This is a genomic window from Collinsella intestinalis DSM 13280 (assembly GCF_000156175.1).
Taxonomy (GTDB): domain Bacteria; phylum Actinomycetota; class Coriobacteriia; order Coriobacteriales; family Coriobacteriaceae; genus Collinsella; species Collinsella intestinalis.
This window is the reverse complement of sequence record NZ_GG692710.1, coordinates 1,355,467-1,371,655: the sequence shown is the minus strand read 5'-3', so window position 1 is coordinate 1,371,655 and position 16,189 is coordinate 1,355,467. Positions and strand designations below refer to the sequence as shown.

Genomic DNA, 16,189 nt, shown 5'->3' with positions numbered 1-16,189 from the left:
CGGCGCCGGCGAGGGCGACCGCGGCGGCCGCGGTGCCGCCGATGAGCATCAGCGAGTCGTCACCGGTCTGCACCAGCTTATCGGAGCTGGAACCAGGCTTGCCATCGGAACCGTTTGCGCCATTGCCGGCGGAATTGCCACCCTGGCCACCGTTGCCGGTGCCACCGCTACCGGAGCCGCCGTTGCCAGAGCCCGATCCGCCCTGGTCGGTGTTCTCAACGAGCGCGGCGAGGGCGTCCTTGAGTTCACGGGCGAGGCGATCGCCCTCAGCCTGGGACAGGTTGTCGGCGTTCTCCAGGCCCGCCTTGGCGGCATCGAGTGCATCCTGATATGCCTTCCAGCTCTCGGGCGTGAACTTAGAACCATCGGCAACGGCGTTGTCGATAAGCTGCTGCAGCTCAGTGCCCGCATATTTGAGCACCGGGCTGGAAAGGGCGCCCTCGATACCGGCCTTGAGATCGACGATCTGCTGGTAGGTCAGGCTTTCAGGAGCCTTGAGGGCCTCCTCGGCTGCCACGACCGCCTTGTCGAGCGCCGTCACGGAATCGGTCGTCCACGCCGCCGTATCGACGGTCTTCGCCTTGGCGACGAGGTCGCGCAGCGCCTCGATATCGCCATCGAGGGAAGCATCGACACCGCGGGTCAGGAAGATCTCGGAAATCTGGGGGACGGTGCCCTTGGGCCATTCGAAGACGATGTCCTTAACCGCGGAAACGCCCTTACCGAAGGACAGGTCCTTGAGGACGCTATCGAGAACCCCAAGCTCAACCGTCTTGGTCGCGGGCTCGCCCGCGCGAAGGTCCCCGCTGTAGACGACCGCTTTCACCTTGACGGCGGGCTGGGCCGCCTTGGAGATGACGCGAACGCCGTCAAAGGGCGCCCCGTCGGCGCCAAACGGCTCGGACACGTGGTAGGTCAGCGTTCCCGCCTCGTCGGTAGCAGGCTGCCATGCGGTCAGCACGCTCTTGTCGAGCAGGTTATCGGGTGTTTTGCCCTGCTGCTCAACCGCAGTGGTCTCAAAGTCGCCGCCGGCGTAGACCGGCACGTACTCGCCGCCGTTGATGCGCAGCTCGCCGATCTCGAACCAGCGCTCGGCGTAGGCCTTGGTGAAGCGGATGCGAATGAAGCGCGCGGTCTCGTCGACGCCCTCGCCGGACTTGATGAACATGTTGCCCGGGAAGTCCGTGGAGTGCGTCATCCACTTGGCCTCCTTCGCGGGCACGTCCTTACCGGGAGCGGCGATCTTGCCATCGCTGTTGATGTCGAGGACCGTCTTCCACTCGGCGTCCGGAGCGTCGGCCCTATCGGCGACCTCGATCACGGCATTGCGGATGTAATCGAGACTGGTCTCGGGGACGAAGTACTCAACGCTCTTGATCGAGCGCTCCTGGCCCAGGTCGAAAACGACCTTGGTGCCCTCGGAAGGGCCACCGCTGGACTTGGTGGCGGTGGCGACGTTGCCGTCGAAGATCTTGGCGGCGTCGAGGGTCTGGGCGCCGGGCAGCTCGCTCTTAACGATGCTAGGTGCGAGGGAGTGCAGGTAGCTGCCGGTGAGCGCCTTGAAGTCGGCGGATGCAGCATCCGCCGTGGCGCGGTAGCCGCCATAGCGGGCGCGGACGGGGTCGGCGCCCTTGAGCGGGCTCCACTCGATGCCGTTCTGGGAGTAGACGAGCTCCGCCCCCTTTGCGACCTGGGCATCCGCGTTGGCGAGGACAACCTCGCGGCGGACGGAGCCGAGGTCGACGGCGATGACGTCGCCCTTCTTGGGCAGGGTCACCGATCCATCGGTTGTCTTGAAGGAGCCGTCACCCACACGGGCAGCGAGGTTCACACCCGCAAGGTCGAAGGAAGCGTAAAGGCTGTCCTTGCTATAAGAGAACTTCTCGAACGCGTTGAACTCGAAGAGCTGGAACCAGCTGTCAGTCGCGGCGGTAGAGACGAGCTTCACGCCCGTTGCCTCCACGCGGTCGAAGGTGATGGTCTGCTCGGAAGCGGAGGTCGGCGCGGGGAGCTCGGTCCATTTGCCGTCCGCCGCAGGTGCGGCGTCGGTAGTGTAGTAAAGCTTGGAGGCGGTGAACTTGTCGGCATCGCCCTGCTTGAGGTAGACGGTATCGATGAACTTGGGAGCACTGAACGAGAGCATCACGTAATCGTTTGCCTGGGTCTTCCGATTGCTCCAGAACTTGCTATCCGCATTGCCGTCGACAACGTTGACGATAGGGTTGTTCTGATACTGCGGCATGTTCGTGGTCGCGGTCGCAGTCGCCTCGATCTTACCGAAGCCAGCATGGAGGTCGACGACGCGCCACCACTTGGCGGTCTTGACGCCGTTGACGACTTTGATGGCCTTCGCGCTCACGGGACCGGCCAGCTGGATGGTCTGGGACTTGGCGGAGGTGATCACGCCGGCCTCGTGCCAGAAGTCGTCGACGTCCTGATAGTAGGCCTTACCGGAATCGATGACGTCGCCGGAGCCGCCGCCCTGCTTGAAGGTGATCGAGGTGATGGTCTTAGGCGAGTCGAACGTCACCTGGACGGCGGCGTCGACGGCGGTGGTGTCCCTGTCCTCGCCCTCGTCCTTGAACTTGAACCACGCCTCGGTGTCCTTACCGTCCGAAGCGTGCTGAAGGGGCTTGCTTCCGTCGGCGGAGACCTGGTTGGCGATGCTCACGGCGCCGGTGAACACGGCGTTCTCTTCGAGCTGCTTGTTCACCGTAATCTCGTTGATGGTCGGCCAGGCGTCTTGGCGGTTGTCGCGCACGGCGATGATCCGCACGCCCTCGACGCCCTCGATGTTGAGGCCGGCGAGGGAAACCTTGCTGGTGCTGAACTCCTGGGAGCCCTCGACGTCGGTCCACTGGCCGCCCTTGAGGTACTGGACCTTGCTGGCGTCCATGAAGTCCTTGCCGCCGCCCTGGATGAAGGTGACGGACTTGAGATCGAAGGGCTTGCTCCTCACCATGCCGAAGTAGTCACCCTCGACCAACCTGTTCGGGCTCTGGTAGACGGCGCCGGTCTTGGGGTCGCCGTCGAAGACGGCGGCCGTGCTGCCCGCGGGCGTGTCGGTGCGGCTGGTCACCAGCTTGGTGACCACGGCGTCGGGGTCGGCCGCCAGGGTCGCCTTCTCGGCGGTATAGGCGTCGAGAGCAAGGACCATCGGGGTGATGTGCGCCTTGCCGACGCGCGCGTACTCATAATGGTTGATGTACCACAGGGCGTGCCCGTTGGCACGCTCCAAGAGCCCGGCGCCCTCGGCGTACTTGGAGACGAGGGTGGACGCATCCCCCTCGATGCCGGCCTTCACGGCCTCGAGCTCGGCGAGCGCCGCGGCGGTCAAGTCATCCCAAGTGTCGAGCCAGGGCTTCATCTGCTCCGCCATCGCCTTGGTCCCGGCGTTCTCGCGATAGGTCTTGGCGGTGCGCTGCAGGTCCAAGAAGACCTTGGACACCTTGTCGACGTCGGCTGCAGTCACCGTGTCGGAGGAGAGCTTGGCGCGGAAGTCCGCGAGCTCCTGCTTGATATCGGCAGACTCGTCGTTCTCCCATGTCGCGCCTCCGCCGTACATGCGCTTCATGTGGCCGGACAGTTCGCGCAGGGCGTTGGAGCCCTCCGTCTCCTTGCCCGAGTTGTGATCGATGTAGCTGAAGGACTTCTCCCACACCTGGTCGGCATGCTCGGTAGAGCCCCACAGGTTCCAAGTGAAGTCCGCGGTCATGAAGATGCCCTGCTTGGAAGGCTCGGACTGCTGCATCGGGTTGATGACGACGCCCTTGACCTGGCCCGGCTTGAGATCGGAGCCGAGGAAGTTGTTGTGTCCGCCCATATGCAGGGCGTCCTTGTCGTTGTCAGAGCAGGGCCAGTTGATCCACATGAAGGGAGCGACGCCCGAATTGTTCTTGAAGGTGGTGGCGAAGGCGTTGTCGATCTTGCCCCAGACCCGGCCGCCGGTGTTGATCACCTGGACGTTCTCGCCAAGGGTGCCGTACCAGTTCTCACCGTGGCCCATGTAGTCCACCGGGCAGAAGATCAGCGTGTCCTTAAGACCGGAGTACTTGAAGGTCCCGTCGGAATTCTTCTCGTTCTGGAGCGTGCGAAGCCACGCGGTCGTATCGTCGAGGAGCCTCTTGTAAAGCTCGCCCGTGTGATTATTCGCGCTCTCGTTAGGACCGAGCTGATACCCGGCATCGTCGGCGAGGATCGCGATCTGGCGCGTGCCCGCATCAATCACCTGGAGGAACTTGGCCTTCATGATCTCGAAGGTCTCGTCGTAGTTGTCCTTGGTGATGGGGTTGTGCATGAAGGGGTGCAGCGCATAAACGAAGCGCACCTTGGATTTGTTGCCCGCCTCTGCGAGGGGCTTGATCTTCTCGTCGATCTCCGCTTGGGTGTACTTCTCACGCCACTGAGCGTTGTGCTTGGGGTCGTCCTTGGGGGCGTAGAAGTAGGCGTTCAGCTTGTAGTGGCCGCCCCACTCCATCAGCGCCACGCGGTCGCGGGTGCTCCAGGGGTTGCCGTAGTAGCCCTCGATGAAGCCGCGGGTGATCACGTCGGCGTGATCGCTGGCAACCAGGGCGCGCAGCGAACTATCGGCATCTTGCTGCAGGATCTGGAAGACCGTCGACAAGCCGTAGAACGCCGAATCGATGTCCTTGCCCAAGACGATGATGCGATTAGCGGCGCCATCCTCGGCGGGCAGGAGCGCGACCAGGTTCGCATCGGTCTGCTCGAACAGCCCGGCATCGTAGGACAGCTTCTTCGCATCCACGAGCTGCTTGACATAAGAGTCAACCTGCTTGCCCGAACCGTGCACGCCGACGAGCACCGCAGTGCCGTTTGCCGGCACGGCGTCCGCGCTCTCAACGCTCTTGGCTTTGAGCTTGACCGCCTCCTCGAGGCGCGCCTCGGTCTCGGCGTCGATGCCGTCTTCGACGACCGTCGTCACGTTATCGGCGAACTCGACCGAGCCCTCCTGATAGGCGACCTTTTGCGGTGTTGGGAATATTTGATAATCGCCCTCCTGAGCATGAACTCCAACGGGCGTGAACAGCGTTCCCACGCAGGCCGCCGCCGTTACAGCGAGCGCGGCGATCCTGCGACGCGTACTTTGCTTCATCCTGCCTCCTCGATTAGATGATGTGCCCCCATGCGCATGTCGGCGCATTCCGACGGCACCTTACGAATTACCCACCATAGTTGAGTGATGGGTAATTGCGCCTGTCGGAGCGACAAACGTTCAATATCGTCGGTAGACGGTCAATCGTTTCAGCAGTTGTTATTCGGATGCAATACCAGTGGTCTATGCGAGGCGGCAGAAAAAGCGGGGCGCACCGAAACCCCGGTCGCGCCCCGCCACACATATATATATGTCGTTGTTCACATTGCGTCGCGCGCTCGCAACAACGCCCCCCCTACCAGCACGGTCATGCTGAAGGAGAAGTCGCGGGTCTCACCCGGAGCGATGACGGTGACGTTGCGTTTGTGCTCAAACACGTCATCCTCGCTGGTGAGCGTGGCGTGGCCGGTCCAGGGCTCGAGCGCGATAAAAGGAGAGTTGCCCTGGCACGCGGACCAGATACCGATGTACTTGAAATCCGCGAAGTCGATGCGCACGCCGCGACCGCTCTTGGTTCCGCGCAGGGTCAACGTGCCTCCCGGGACGTCCGTGAGCATGACGGCATCGCGGGAGAACAGTTCGCGGGTGACGGGGAGGACGTCCACGTTCTCAACCGGGACGGTTGTCTCGTCGAACGTGAGCAGGCCACCCTCGGCGATAGTGGGGGCAACGCAGGTCCACGGCTCGGAGAACTCGATCGCGTACTCGTCGAACGCCTCATCCCCGGCGCCGGGCGCGGGGACGTTGAACGCAGGGTGGCCACCCACGGAGAAGGGCATAGCGGCGGCACCCGTGTTGGTAACGGAGAAGGTCTGGGTGAGCGTCGCCTCGCCCGTGATGGCGTAGGTCATGTTGAGCTTGAACTCGTACGGATACGCCTCGAGCGTCTCGGGAGAGCTGGTGAACTCGAAGGTCACCGCAGAGCCATCCTCGGCCACCCCGGCGACGCGGTGCTCGTTGATGCGGGCGAGACCGTGGCGCGGCATGCGGCATGTGCCCTGGGCGCTCTCGGCCTCATCGCCGCGCAGGGAGCCAACGATGGGGAACAACACAGGGGCGTGCTTGCCCCAAAACGTCGGGTCCGCCTGCCACAGATACTCGCGGCCATCGAGCGCAAGACTCGTGAGCTCGGCGCCCTTGGAGCTGATGGTGGCGGAAAGACCGCCCTTGGAGATGGTCGTGTTCGACATGGCGAAACCTTTCGGACGAAGACGGAGGCGCACCGGGCGCCCATGGTGAACGGCGCTTGCGACGCCATTGCACACCCCATTATCCCCCGTTTGGCCCTGTCGTGCGACGGGCACATTAACGTTCGGTTCCATATTGTTCGGTACCTTGACTATCATGCCGGGCACTCGTACCCTCGAGTGGACGAATTCGAGAGTAGGAGGAACAGACATGGAAACACCCACGCCCAGCGCGATCTGCCGGGCCATGAGCAGCATCGAGACACCCGAGGCACAGCAGGACGAGACGATCATGCGCGCCAAGCGCATTCTCAGGGGGCTCGGCTTCTGCGGCCACTACATGCATTTCCACGGCGGCGGCCGATCCGGCCAGATCCCCATCCTATGCATGCTCGACCGCTGCGGGGGGACGCTCTCCCAACAGGAGCTCGGCATGCGCTTTGAGATCAAGCCCGGTTCGCTCTCCGAGATCCTCTCCAAGATGGAGACTGCCGGCCTGATCGAGCGCACGCGCGACACCAAGGACCGTCGCCAGCTGTTCGTCCACCTCACTGACGAGGGCACGCGCCTCGCCCACCTCGAACACGAGAAGCGCGACCGCTTCCGCCGCAGCGCCTTCGCCGCTCTAACCGTCGAGGAACAGGAGCAGCTCGCCGAGATGCTCGAGAAGATCCGCGTCACCTGGGAGGAACTTGATGATTAAAACCCTCGTGTCATCCGTTCGCGATTACAAGCTGCCGTCCATTGCCACACCGATCCTGGTGCTGTGCGAGGTCGCCTGCGAAATGGCGATTCCCTTCGTCACGGCCAACCTCATCGACACCATCAAAGACGGCGCGCAGATCGCACAGATCATGCCCACGGCCGGCGTTCTCGTGGGCCTCGCGCTCGTCTCGCTGTTCTTCGGTGCGGCGGCGGGCGTCACCTGCAGCTACGCAAGCTGCGGTTTTGCCAAGAACCTGCGCCACGACCTGTTCTACAAGATCCAGACGTTCTCGTTCGCCAACATCGACCGCTTCTCGAGCTCGTCGCTCGTGACGCGCCTCACCACCGACGTCACCAACGTGCAGCAGGCGTTCATGCTCATCATCCGCATCGCCGTCCGCGCGCCGCTCGTCTTGGTATTCGCCTTTGCCATGGCCTACGCCATGGGCGGCTACATCTCCTTTGTCTACCTGGCCATGATCCCGCTGCTCGGCTGCGGTCTGGGATTCATCATCCACAGGGTCGGGCCGATCTTCACCCGCGTATTCCGCAAGTACGACGCGCTCAACGAGTCGGTCGAGGAGAACGTGACCGGCATGCGCGTGGTCAAGAGCTACGTGCGTGAGAACTACGAGAAGGAGAAGTTCGCCCGCGCCGCCGAAGACGTCCGCGCCGACTTCACCCGCGCCGAGAAGCTGCTCGCCCTCAACAACCCGATGATGAACCTGTGCGTCAACGGCGCCTTCGTCGTCATCATCTACCTGGGTTCCAAGCTCATCATCACCAGCCAGGGCACTCTGTTCGACGTGGGCCAGCTCTCCTCCACCTTCACCTACGGATTCCAGATCCTCATGAGCCTCATGCAGCTCTCCATGATCTTCGTGATGGTCACCATGTCCGAGGAGAGCGCGAACCGTATCGTCGAGGTGCTGAACGCCGAGCCCACCATCACGAACCCCGCCGAGGCCGCACACGAGGTCGCGGACGGCTCGATCGACTTCGACCATGTGAGCTTCAAGTACTCCGAGCACGCCGAGCGCCAGGCACTCGACGACATCGACCTGCATATCGCAAGCGGCGAGACCGTCGGCATCATCGGCGGGACCGGTTCCGCCAAGTCCACGCTCGTGAACCTCATCGCACGCCTGTACGACGCGACCGAGGGCACCGTGCGCGTGGGCGGGCGCGATGTGCGCTCTTACGACCTCGATGCGCTGCGCCACGAGGTGGCCATGGTACTGCAGAAGAACGTCCTGTTCAGCGGCACCATCGCGGAGAACCTGCGCTGGGGCGACGAGAACGCCACCGATGAGGAGGTCCGCGAGGCGGCCCATCTGGCCTGCGCCGACGAGTTCATCGACGGCTTCCCGAAGGGCTACGACACATGGATCGAACAGGGCGGCTCCAACGTCTCGGGCGGTCAGAAGCAGCGCCTGTGCATCGCGCGAGCCCTGCTGCGCCGTCCCAAGATCTTGATCTTGGACGACTCCACGAGCGCCGTGGACACCAAGACCGATGCCAAGATCCGCGCGGGCCTCGCCGCCTACCTGCCCGAGACCACCAAGCTCATCATCGCCCAGCGCATCGCCTCCGTGCAGGACGCCGACCGCATCATCGTGATGGAGGGCGGCCGCATTGCCGCAATGGGCACGCACGAGGAGCTGCTCGAGACCTCCGAGATCTACCGCGAGACGTTCACCTCGCAAAACAAGATGGGTGAGGAGACCGTGGACGGCGACGGCTCCCAGAACGCCGATGACGATGCGTCCGCAACACGCGAGACCAGCGACGCCGATCGTCAAACCGCCGCAGAACTTACCCACGCATTCGAAACCACGATGCAGGAAGGGGGTGAGGCCCATGAGTAAGCCCGCCAACAACGCACGCGCCAGGGGCTCCAGGCCCGGCACGCTCAAGCGCCTCGTCAAGATGCTCTTCTCGTTCTATCCGGTCCTGCTTCCGCTGGTGATGCTCGGCGTGGTGCTGTGCGCCCTCATCAACTCCATCGGTTCGGTCTTCCTGCAGAAGGCCCTCGAGGTCATCTCGACCTCTTGGCAGACCGGCGATTGGGCCGCAGCGCGCCCGCAGATCTTGGGCCTCGTGACCACGCTCGCCGTCATCTACATCATCGGCAACCTGTCCTCGCTCTTCTGGAACCGCTACATGGGCGTCGTCACGCAGGGTTCGCTCATGAAGCTGCGCGAGAAGATGTTCAACCACATGCAGAACCTGCCGATCCGTTACTTCGACACCAACCAGCGCGGCGACATCATGTCGCACTACACCAACGACATCGACACCCTGCGCCAGATGATCTCGCAATCGCTGCCAAACCTGGTCATGACCGTCATCGTTTTGACCACGGTGTTCAGCATCATGCTCTACTTCTCGGTGTGGATGTGCCTGGTCATCGTCATCGGCGTGCTGTGCATGGTCGCGCTCACCAAGGTGCTCGGCTCAAACTCCGCCCGCTTCTTCATCGCGCAGCAGCGCGAGCTCGGCGTGGTCGAGGGTCATATCGAGGAGGTCATGGGCGGCCAGAAAGTCGTGAAGGCGTTCTGCCATGAGGCGGCCGCTGAGGCCGATTTCGACGAGCGCAACGAGCGCCTGTTCGAGGTGTCCCAGAAGGCGAACATGTTCGCCAATATCCTCATGCCCGTCCTCATGAACCTCGGCAACCTCATCTACGTGATGGTTGCCCTGGCAGGTGGCGTGTTCCTCGCGCTCGGCGTTCCGAATCTGTCCATCTCGGGCCTGCCGCTGTCCATCGCCGTGGTGGTTCCGTTCCTCAACATGACCAAGCAGTTCTGCGGTCAGATTGGCCAGATCTCCCAGCAGATCAACGCCGTGGTCATGGGCCTGGCGGGCGCTGAGCGCATCTTCGCTCTTCTCGACGAGGAGCTCGAGACCGACGAGGGGTACGTCACGCTCGTGAACGCCCAGGTCAACCCGGATACCTGGGAGATCGAGGAGGCCGACCACCACACCGGCCTGTGGGCCTGGAAGCACCCGCACCGCGCGGACGGCACCGTGACCTATGTGCCCCTGCGCGGCGACGTGCAGATGGACGACGTCGACTTTGGCTATACCCCGGACCACGAGGTTTTGCACGGCGTGTCCGTGTACGCCAAGCCCGGTCAGAAGGTCGCCTTTGTGGGCGCGACGGGCGCGGGCAAGACGACGATCACCAACCTCATCAACCGCTTCTACGACATCGCCGACGGCAAGATCCGCTACGACGGCATCAACGTGAACAAGATCCGCAAGGCAGACCTGCGCCGTTCGCTCGGCGTGGTGCTCCAGGACGTCAACCTGTTCACCGGCACCGTGATGGACAACATCCGCTACGGCAGCCTTGAGGCCACCGACGAGGAGTGTATCCATGCCGCCGAGCTCGCGGGAGCCGACGACTTCATCCGTCGCCTGCCCGAGGGGTACGACACCATGCTCACCGGCAACGGCTCGCAGCTCTCGCAGGGACAGCGCCAGCTCATCTCCATCGCGCGCGCCGCGGTTGCCGATCCGCCGGCGATGATCCTGGACGAGGCGACGAGCTCCATCGACACGCGCACCGAGGCCATCGTGCAACGCGGTATGGACGCGCTCATGCAGGGCCGCACGACCTTCGTGATCGCCCATCGCCTGAGCACCGTGCGCAACTCCGATGTCATCATCTGCCTGGACCACGGACGCGTGATCGAGCGCGGCACGCACGACGAGCTCATCGCCAAGCGCGGTTACTACTACCAGCTCTACACCGGCGCGTTTGAACTCGAGTAGGCCCGCCCTTCGATGCGGGGCGAGACGGGCGCTTCCGACGAGCGGCCCGGACGCCCCGCTCCGGACAGGTCGTTGGCAGCGCAGTTCGCGGCCGTTGGAAGCCGTTGGTGGCCGTCGGAGGCCGTTGGTGGCTGTCGGGGCTGTCGGAAGCCGTTGGATACTGCTGGAGGTTATGAACGATTAACTCCCTGCCACCTGTTTTGAGTGCATTATTTCCGCAGGTAGATACGTGTAACAAAAAAGGAGCTTATGAACGAATGGTTCATAAGCTCCTTTTCTTGGCGGCAAATCGTTCATAGCCTCACGAGCGGCCGCGCCATTCACGCCCGCACGCGTTGGCCAGGCACGACTACTTACCCGCACGGCGCTCACGATCCTCGAGGGCGCGCTTGAGGGCGTCGATATCGGCCTCGGTGCGCTTGGACTTACGCCAAAGGGAGAAGACGAAGGCGAACAGGGCGAGCAGGATGCCCGCATACGCAGCGAGCACGTAGGGGGCGGCGGGCAACACGGTCGAATAGACCTCGGAGAGAATCGGATCCATTTAATCCTCCTTGGACGGGATAGGCGGCATGTCGCCCACGTGGGCGGCGGGGTCAGCGGCAGAGTCGGCAGCGGGGTCGGTCGCAACCAGCGCGGCGGCCTGAGCCTGCAGGCGCTCGAGCGCCTCATCGGCCGCGGCGCGCTGAGCCGAGGCATCGAGCTCCTCGAGGCGCTCCTTCAGCTCCTCCACCTCATCCGCGGCGGTATTGACCCGCAGGGCATAGCGATACAGGGCAAACGCGATCATGCACATGCCGAACAAGCCGAGCAAGAACGGAATGAGCATCGCCGGCGGCAAGCCCGAATCGGTCCGGAACACCACGGGGTGCACGGAGCTCGGCACCAAGCGCGTGATGAAGAACGAAATGGGCGCGTCGATGAAGGCGATGATGCAAAACACCGCGCCAAAGCGTGCGGAACGCTCGGGATCGTCGAGCGCGTTACGCAGGATGAAGTAGCCGATCACCAGCAACATGAGGATGAAATACGTGGTGAGGCGCGGCTCCCAGACCCACCAGACACCCCACTCGAAACGCGTCCACACGTCGCCCGAGATCATCGTGGCGATGATGAACACGAGCGTGACCTGCATTGCCGTGCGAGACGCGCGGTCGTGCGCACGGTCCTTCGTAGCAAGGAAGCGGGCGGCGAAAAAGGCGGCAACGGCCATCGCCGCGAACGACGCCACGGCCACAGGGACGTGCAGATAAAAGATTTTTTGGCTGAGCAGCAACTTGGTGGTGACCACCTGACCGGCGATGATCGCGGGCTCTGAGAGCCTCGCTCCCTGTACCAGCGGAGCCACCGTGAACGTCCACACCACGTCGATCGCAGTGAGCACGGCGCCTATCGCGAGCAATGCGGGCACCAGCCTGTCGGCGAGCTTCTCACGCATCTTGCTCCCTTCCATGCATATGGCAGGCATCGGACGCTTACGCCACGAACCTGCGATTTTTGTCATTACATACTAGCGCATGCCGCACGGGCGCAACCCCGATAGATGGGGGCGGAGGCAACGCACGGCACTCGGCGCGCGACACGCAACGCACCGCACACGGCGCGCGGGCACGGTCTCGATGGAAACCGGCAGATCATGGAGCGCTAGGAATCGAGGGCGAATTCGTACAAGCCCCACGCGGCAGCGACCATCACCACGTCATACGCGGCGGCGAGCGCCAGGCTCCGCCAGAACGTGGCAAAGGCTCCCTCGACGCCCATCAGCGCAACACCGGTCGCGGAGACGCAAGCGTACAGCAGTGGAAATGCCACGGGGATGAACAAAATCGCGAGCAGCACGTCGCGGCCGCGCGTGTCAATCGCCATGGTGGACAGCAGCGTACCGACCCCCGCCACGCCGATCGTACCGACCAACAGCGGCAGCAAGATCATGGGAGTCGTGGGCGGCAGCTCGGCACCCGAAAGGAAGAACACGAAGAACAGCGGAACCGTGACCAACTCGACCATCAGAAGGAACAGCAAGTTGGACGTCGCCTTGGCAAGAAACACCACCGCGCGGTCGATCGGCGCGAGCAAAATGCCCTCGAGGCAACTCGACTCGGTCTCATGACTGAAACTGCGGTTGAGCCCCAGCAGGCTCGTGAACACGATGAGCGCCCACAGCAGGCCGCCCGCGAAAGATACGACCTGCAACTTATCCCCCACCTGGGCGAGCGCGGCGCCGTAAATGGTGAGCACGAGCAGCGAATAGACGATCATCGACGTGAGCATCTCGCGCGTACGGAGCTCCTGCCGAACGTCTTTGGCAAGTAGGGCCCTGTACTGCGCAAACGCAGAGGGGCGCAGACGTTCGACCCGATCGACGCCGGATTTCCCGCGATGCGTTCCGGCCATTTACGCCACCCCCATTCCAACGGTAGCCAAATACAGGTCTCGGAAGGCCGCACGATCGATCTTGGCCGTCTCGGCACACACCACCGCGCGTCCGCGCGCCATGATAAGCGCGTGAGTACACAGGTCAAAGCCCTTTTCGAGGTCGTGGCTGACCATCACGAACGTGCGCCCGTCGCGAACGCGGGCGATCAGGCGATCGAAGAGCTCCGCGGCATGCGGATCGAGGCCCGAATACGGCTCGTCGAGCAACACGAGCTCAGGGTCGTTGATGAGGGCGCGGGCAATGGAGAGGCGCTGCTGCATGCCGCGCGAGAAGGTGCGGGCACAATCGTTCGCGCGATGGTCGAGTTCGACCAGGCGCAGCAGCTCATCGATGCGAGCGCCCGCCTCCGGTCCCTCCAGCCCGTACAGACTCGCAAAGAACGCCAGGTTCTCACGCGCGGTCAGATCGCCGTAAAGCATGGACTTGTGCGAGATGAGACCGATGCGGGAGCGCAAAACGTCGGGCTCTTCAAGGGCGTCGACACCGAGAATCCGCAGCTCACCACCAGTTGGCCGCGCCAGAAGGGCAAGCTCGCGCAGAAGCGTGGTCTTTCCGGCGCCATTGGGGCCAAAGATGGAGAGGAACCCACCCTGTGGCAGCTCCAGGTCGAGGCCGTCGAGCGCACGACGGCCGCCGAACTGCTTGACGAGCCCTCTGGCCTCAATGGCGAACGGCGCTGCGGATTCGGGGACAGGGCTACTCATGCAGCTCACCCTCGGCACAAGATGCGGCCGCACGCTCGCGCTCGTCGGCTGCCAAAAGCGGCGTGGCGCGACGGGGCGCGAACGCGAGCACGATGCCCAGCGTGGAGATCGCTCCACCCGCCCAGGTGAACAGGATGAGCGGGTTCACCTTGACGTTGAGCGACAGGCTGCCGTCCGGATTCAGACCCTGGAACGCCACGAAAAGGTCCTCAAGCGGGAACGTGATGACGGCTGCGTCGAGCGTGGTCTGACTCGTGGCGGCCGCGACCTTCATAGAGGGCGCCACGTGTCCGAGCGGCCGCCCGGTCTCGGCGTTCGTCACGTCGAGCTCAACGCGCATGATCTCGTTGTTCTGATCGTCGGAATAGCGCTCGCTGCCCGTGAACGTAAGCTCATAGGCGCCCACGCGCACCGACTCACCGGCCTCGCCCGCCAGGTTCACCGTGGCCTCGCGCACATACATCATGGAACCCACCAGGCCCACCACCACGATGGCAACGCCCAGGTGACACAGGTAGCCGCCGGCCTGCGCGGGCGAGCGGCGGAACAGGTTGACCAGCGCGAGCGGCATGCCCTCGCCTTTGGCGCGCATGCGGCCGCGCACACCGCGGCCCAACAGATACAGCGAGCTCGTGAACAGCAGGGCGGCAGACGCGAAGGCGAGCGCCGTCAAACCGAAGTAATAAACCGCGGGGCCCTGCTCGGCAAGCGCCTCGCCCGCCGCCCCGCCGGCCGCGATGATCTCGTGATACTCGGGGACCAGCACCAGCGCGAAGTACGCCATGAGCGCGACAAACACCGCCGCGCCGGCGATGGCGGGGACGCGTATGTGGCGGGCGAACTTGGCGCGGTCGGTCTTGCGCCAGCCCAGCATGGGGCACACGGCCATGAGCAAAACCACGAACACGGCCACGGGACGGGCCACGGCATTGTACGCACCGGCGGCAACCACCGCGCCGCCGAGCGGCATCCAACTCGGCAGGGCGCTCGACACCGTGAGGTAGGCCACGAGCACGCCGGCCATGAGCATCACGATATTGGTCAGGTAGTACGACCCGTTCTTGGAGATCATGGACTCGATCTCACCGTCGTCCTCGCCGAACTCGGCATGGCGGTACGCGACGCCCAGCAAGAACGCCAAGCCGCTCACCACCATGATGGCGAGGAAGAAATAGGTGGACACCGGGTCCTCGGCGAACGCATGCACGCTCTGCACCAGGCCGGAGCGCGTGATGAAGGTGCCGAGCACCACGAAGACGAAGGTGATCGTGGCCGACAGCATGCTCCAGCGCTTGAAGATGCCGCGCTTGCGGTACATCGTGAAGCTATGGATCATGGCGACGCACGTGAGCCAGCTCATGAGGCTGGCGTTCTCCACGGCGTCCCACGCCCAGAAGCCGCCCCAGCCGAGCACGACGTAAGCCCACACCGCGCCCAGGCCCATGCCGATGGACAGGAAGATGAATCCGAACACCGCCATGCGGTCGCACAGCTCGACCCAGCGCGCGGATAGGTCGCCGGTGATGAGCGCGGCCATGGCATAGGCGAACGGGATGGTCATCGCGGCGTAGCCGATGAAGGTCGCCGGCGGGTGCAGGATCATTGCCCAATGCATGAGCAGCGGGTTCATGCCGCCGATCTTGGACACCAGGGTGCCGTCGGCGTTGAGGTACTCCGCGGCCGTGGCCATAAACGGATTGTTGGACGCCGAAAAGACGAGCGTGGCGGTGAACAACGCGACCACGATCTCGGTCACGCCGAGGGCCGCGCACGTGAGCTCTTCGCTCGCACGGCGGCGACGGTACGCCTGGGCCGCGGCGAATGCGGAAATGAGCCACGTCCACAGCAAAAGCGAGCCCTGGCGGCCGGCCCACACGGCACTCACACGGTAGAGCGGCTGCAGGGGGCTATCGGTCGCGGGATAGTTCGAGACCACGTAGGCCAGGGTGTAATCCTCGGTCAGCATGCCCGTGAGCACAATAACCACGCAGGCGGTGAGCAGCGCGAAGGAGGCGTACACGAACGCGTATCCGGTGCGCGCCGGACGAGAGCTCGGACGCTTTGAACCCGCGATGAGCATCAACGCCGAAACGACGGAAAACACGAGCGCCAGGCTCTGCAGGGTATTGCCAAGAGTTGAGGTCATGGGAAACCTTTCTTGTGCGAAGGGGCGCCCGCGCGCATCGCCGACGATGCGAGGCGGGCGCCCGACCGACGCGTCGAGGCCCCGGACGCGCATTCACATCCGGGGCCCCGGCAACGC

General features: G+C 63.8%; 10 protein-coding genes. 3 read left to right on the top strand and 7 right to left on the bottom strand.

Annotated features, from left to right (window positions below; genetic code table 11):
* Nucleotides 1-5,113, bottom strand: a 5,113-nt coding sequence (locus COLINT_RS08190) for a beta-N-acetylglucosaminidase domain-containing protein (protein WP_006723580.1), incomplete at its 3' end; no start/stop codon positions are given.
* Between the two features lie 260 nt (nucleotides 5,114-5,373).
* Nucleotides 5,374-6,303 carry an aldose 1-epimerase family protein gene (locus COLINT_RS06135; RefSeq protein WP_050750548.1) on the bottom strand — a complete coding sequence of 310 codons (930 nt, stop codon included), beginning with the start codon at nucleotides 6,301-6,303 and terminating at the stop codon, nucleotides 5,374-5,376.
* 208 nt (nucleotides 6,304-6,511) lie between these two features.
* Between COLINT_RS06135 and COLINT_RS06130 the strand changes: the two genes are divergently transcribed.
* From COLINT_RS06130 to COLINT_RS06120, 3 genes are read left to right on the top strand one after another with little or no spacing between them, the layout of a single operon-like run.
* Nucleotides 6,512-7,003: a MarR family winged helix-turn-helix transcriptional regulator gene (locus COLINT_RS06130; protein ID WP_118272252.1), complete on the top strand. Its 492-nt coding sequence runs from the start codon at nucleotides 6,512-6,514 to the stop codon at nucleotides 7,001-7,003.
* Nucleotides 6,996-8,873, top strand: coding sequence for an ABC transporter ATP-binding protein (locus tag COLINT_RS06125; protein WP_006723577.1), 1,878 nt, complete (start codon nucleotides 6,996-6,998; stop codon nucleotides 8,871-8,873). The genes COLINT_RS06130 and COLINT_RS06125 overlap by 8 nt, the downstream gene beginning before the upstream one ends.
* The gene (locus COLINT_RS06120) at nucleotides 8,866-10,785 is read left to right on the top strand and encodes an ABC transporter ATP-binding protein (RefSeq protein WP_006723576.1); all 1,920 of its coding nucleotides are present in this window, start codon (nucleotides 8,866-8,868) and stop codon (nucleotides 10,783-10,785) included. The genes COLINT_RS06125 and COLINT_RS06120 overlap by 8 nt, the downstream gene beginning before the upstream one ends.
* A gap of 349 nt (nucleotides 10,786-11,134) precedes the next feature.
* Here the strand turns inward: COLINT_RS06120 and COLINT_RS06115 are convergent, their stop codons facing one another.
* From COLINT_RS06115 to COLINT_RS06095, 5 genes are all read right to left on the bottom strand, one after another.
* The gene (locus COLINT_RS06115) at nucleotides 11,135-11,329 is read right to left on the bottom strand and encodes a heme exporter protein CcmD (protein ID WP_006723574.1); all 195 of its coding nucleotides are present in this window, start codon (nucleotides 11,327-11,329) and stop codon (nucleotides 11,135-11,137) included.
* Nucleotides 11,330-12,238, bottom strand: a complete 909-nt coding sequence (gene ccsA / locus COLINT_RS06110; RefSeq protein ID WP_233418354.1) for a cytochrome c biogenesis protein CcsA — start codon at nucleotides 12,236-12,238, stop codon at nucleotides 11,330-11,332.
* A 191-nt stretch (nucleotides 12,239-12,429) separates the two neighbouring features.
* Nucleotides 12,430-13,179 carry a heme exporter protein CcmB gene (locus COLINT_RS06105; RefSeq protein ID WP_006723572.1) on the bottom strand — a complete coding sequence of 250 codons (750 nt, stop codon included), beginning with the start codon at nucleotides 13,177-13,179 and terminating at the stop codon, nucleotides 12,430-12,432.
* Nucleotides 13,180-13,926: an ABC transporter ATP-binding protein gene (locus COLINT_RS06100; RefSeq protein ID WP_006723571.1), complete on the bottom strand. Its 747-nt coding sequence runs from the start codon at nucleotides 13,924-13,926 to the stop codon at nucleotides 13,180-13,182. It abuts the gene before it with no gap.
* Entirely contained in the window at nucleotides 13,919-16,072 is a 2,154-nt protein-coding gene (locus COLINT_RS06095) for a heme lyase CcmF/NrfE family subunit (RefSeq protein ID WP_156780338.1), read from the bottom strand. The genes COLINT_RS06100 and COLINT_RS06095 overlap by 8 nt, the downstream gene beginning before the upstream one ends.
* Nucleotides 16,073-16,189 lie beyond the last annotated feature (117 nt).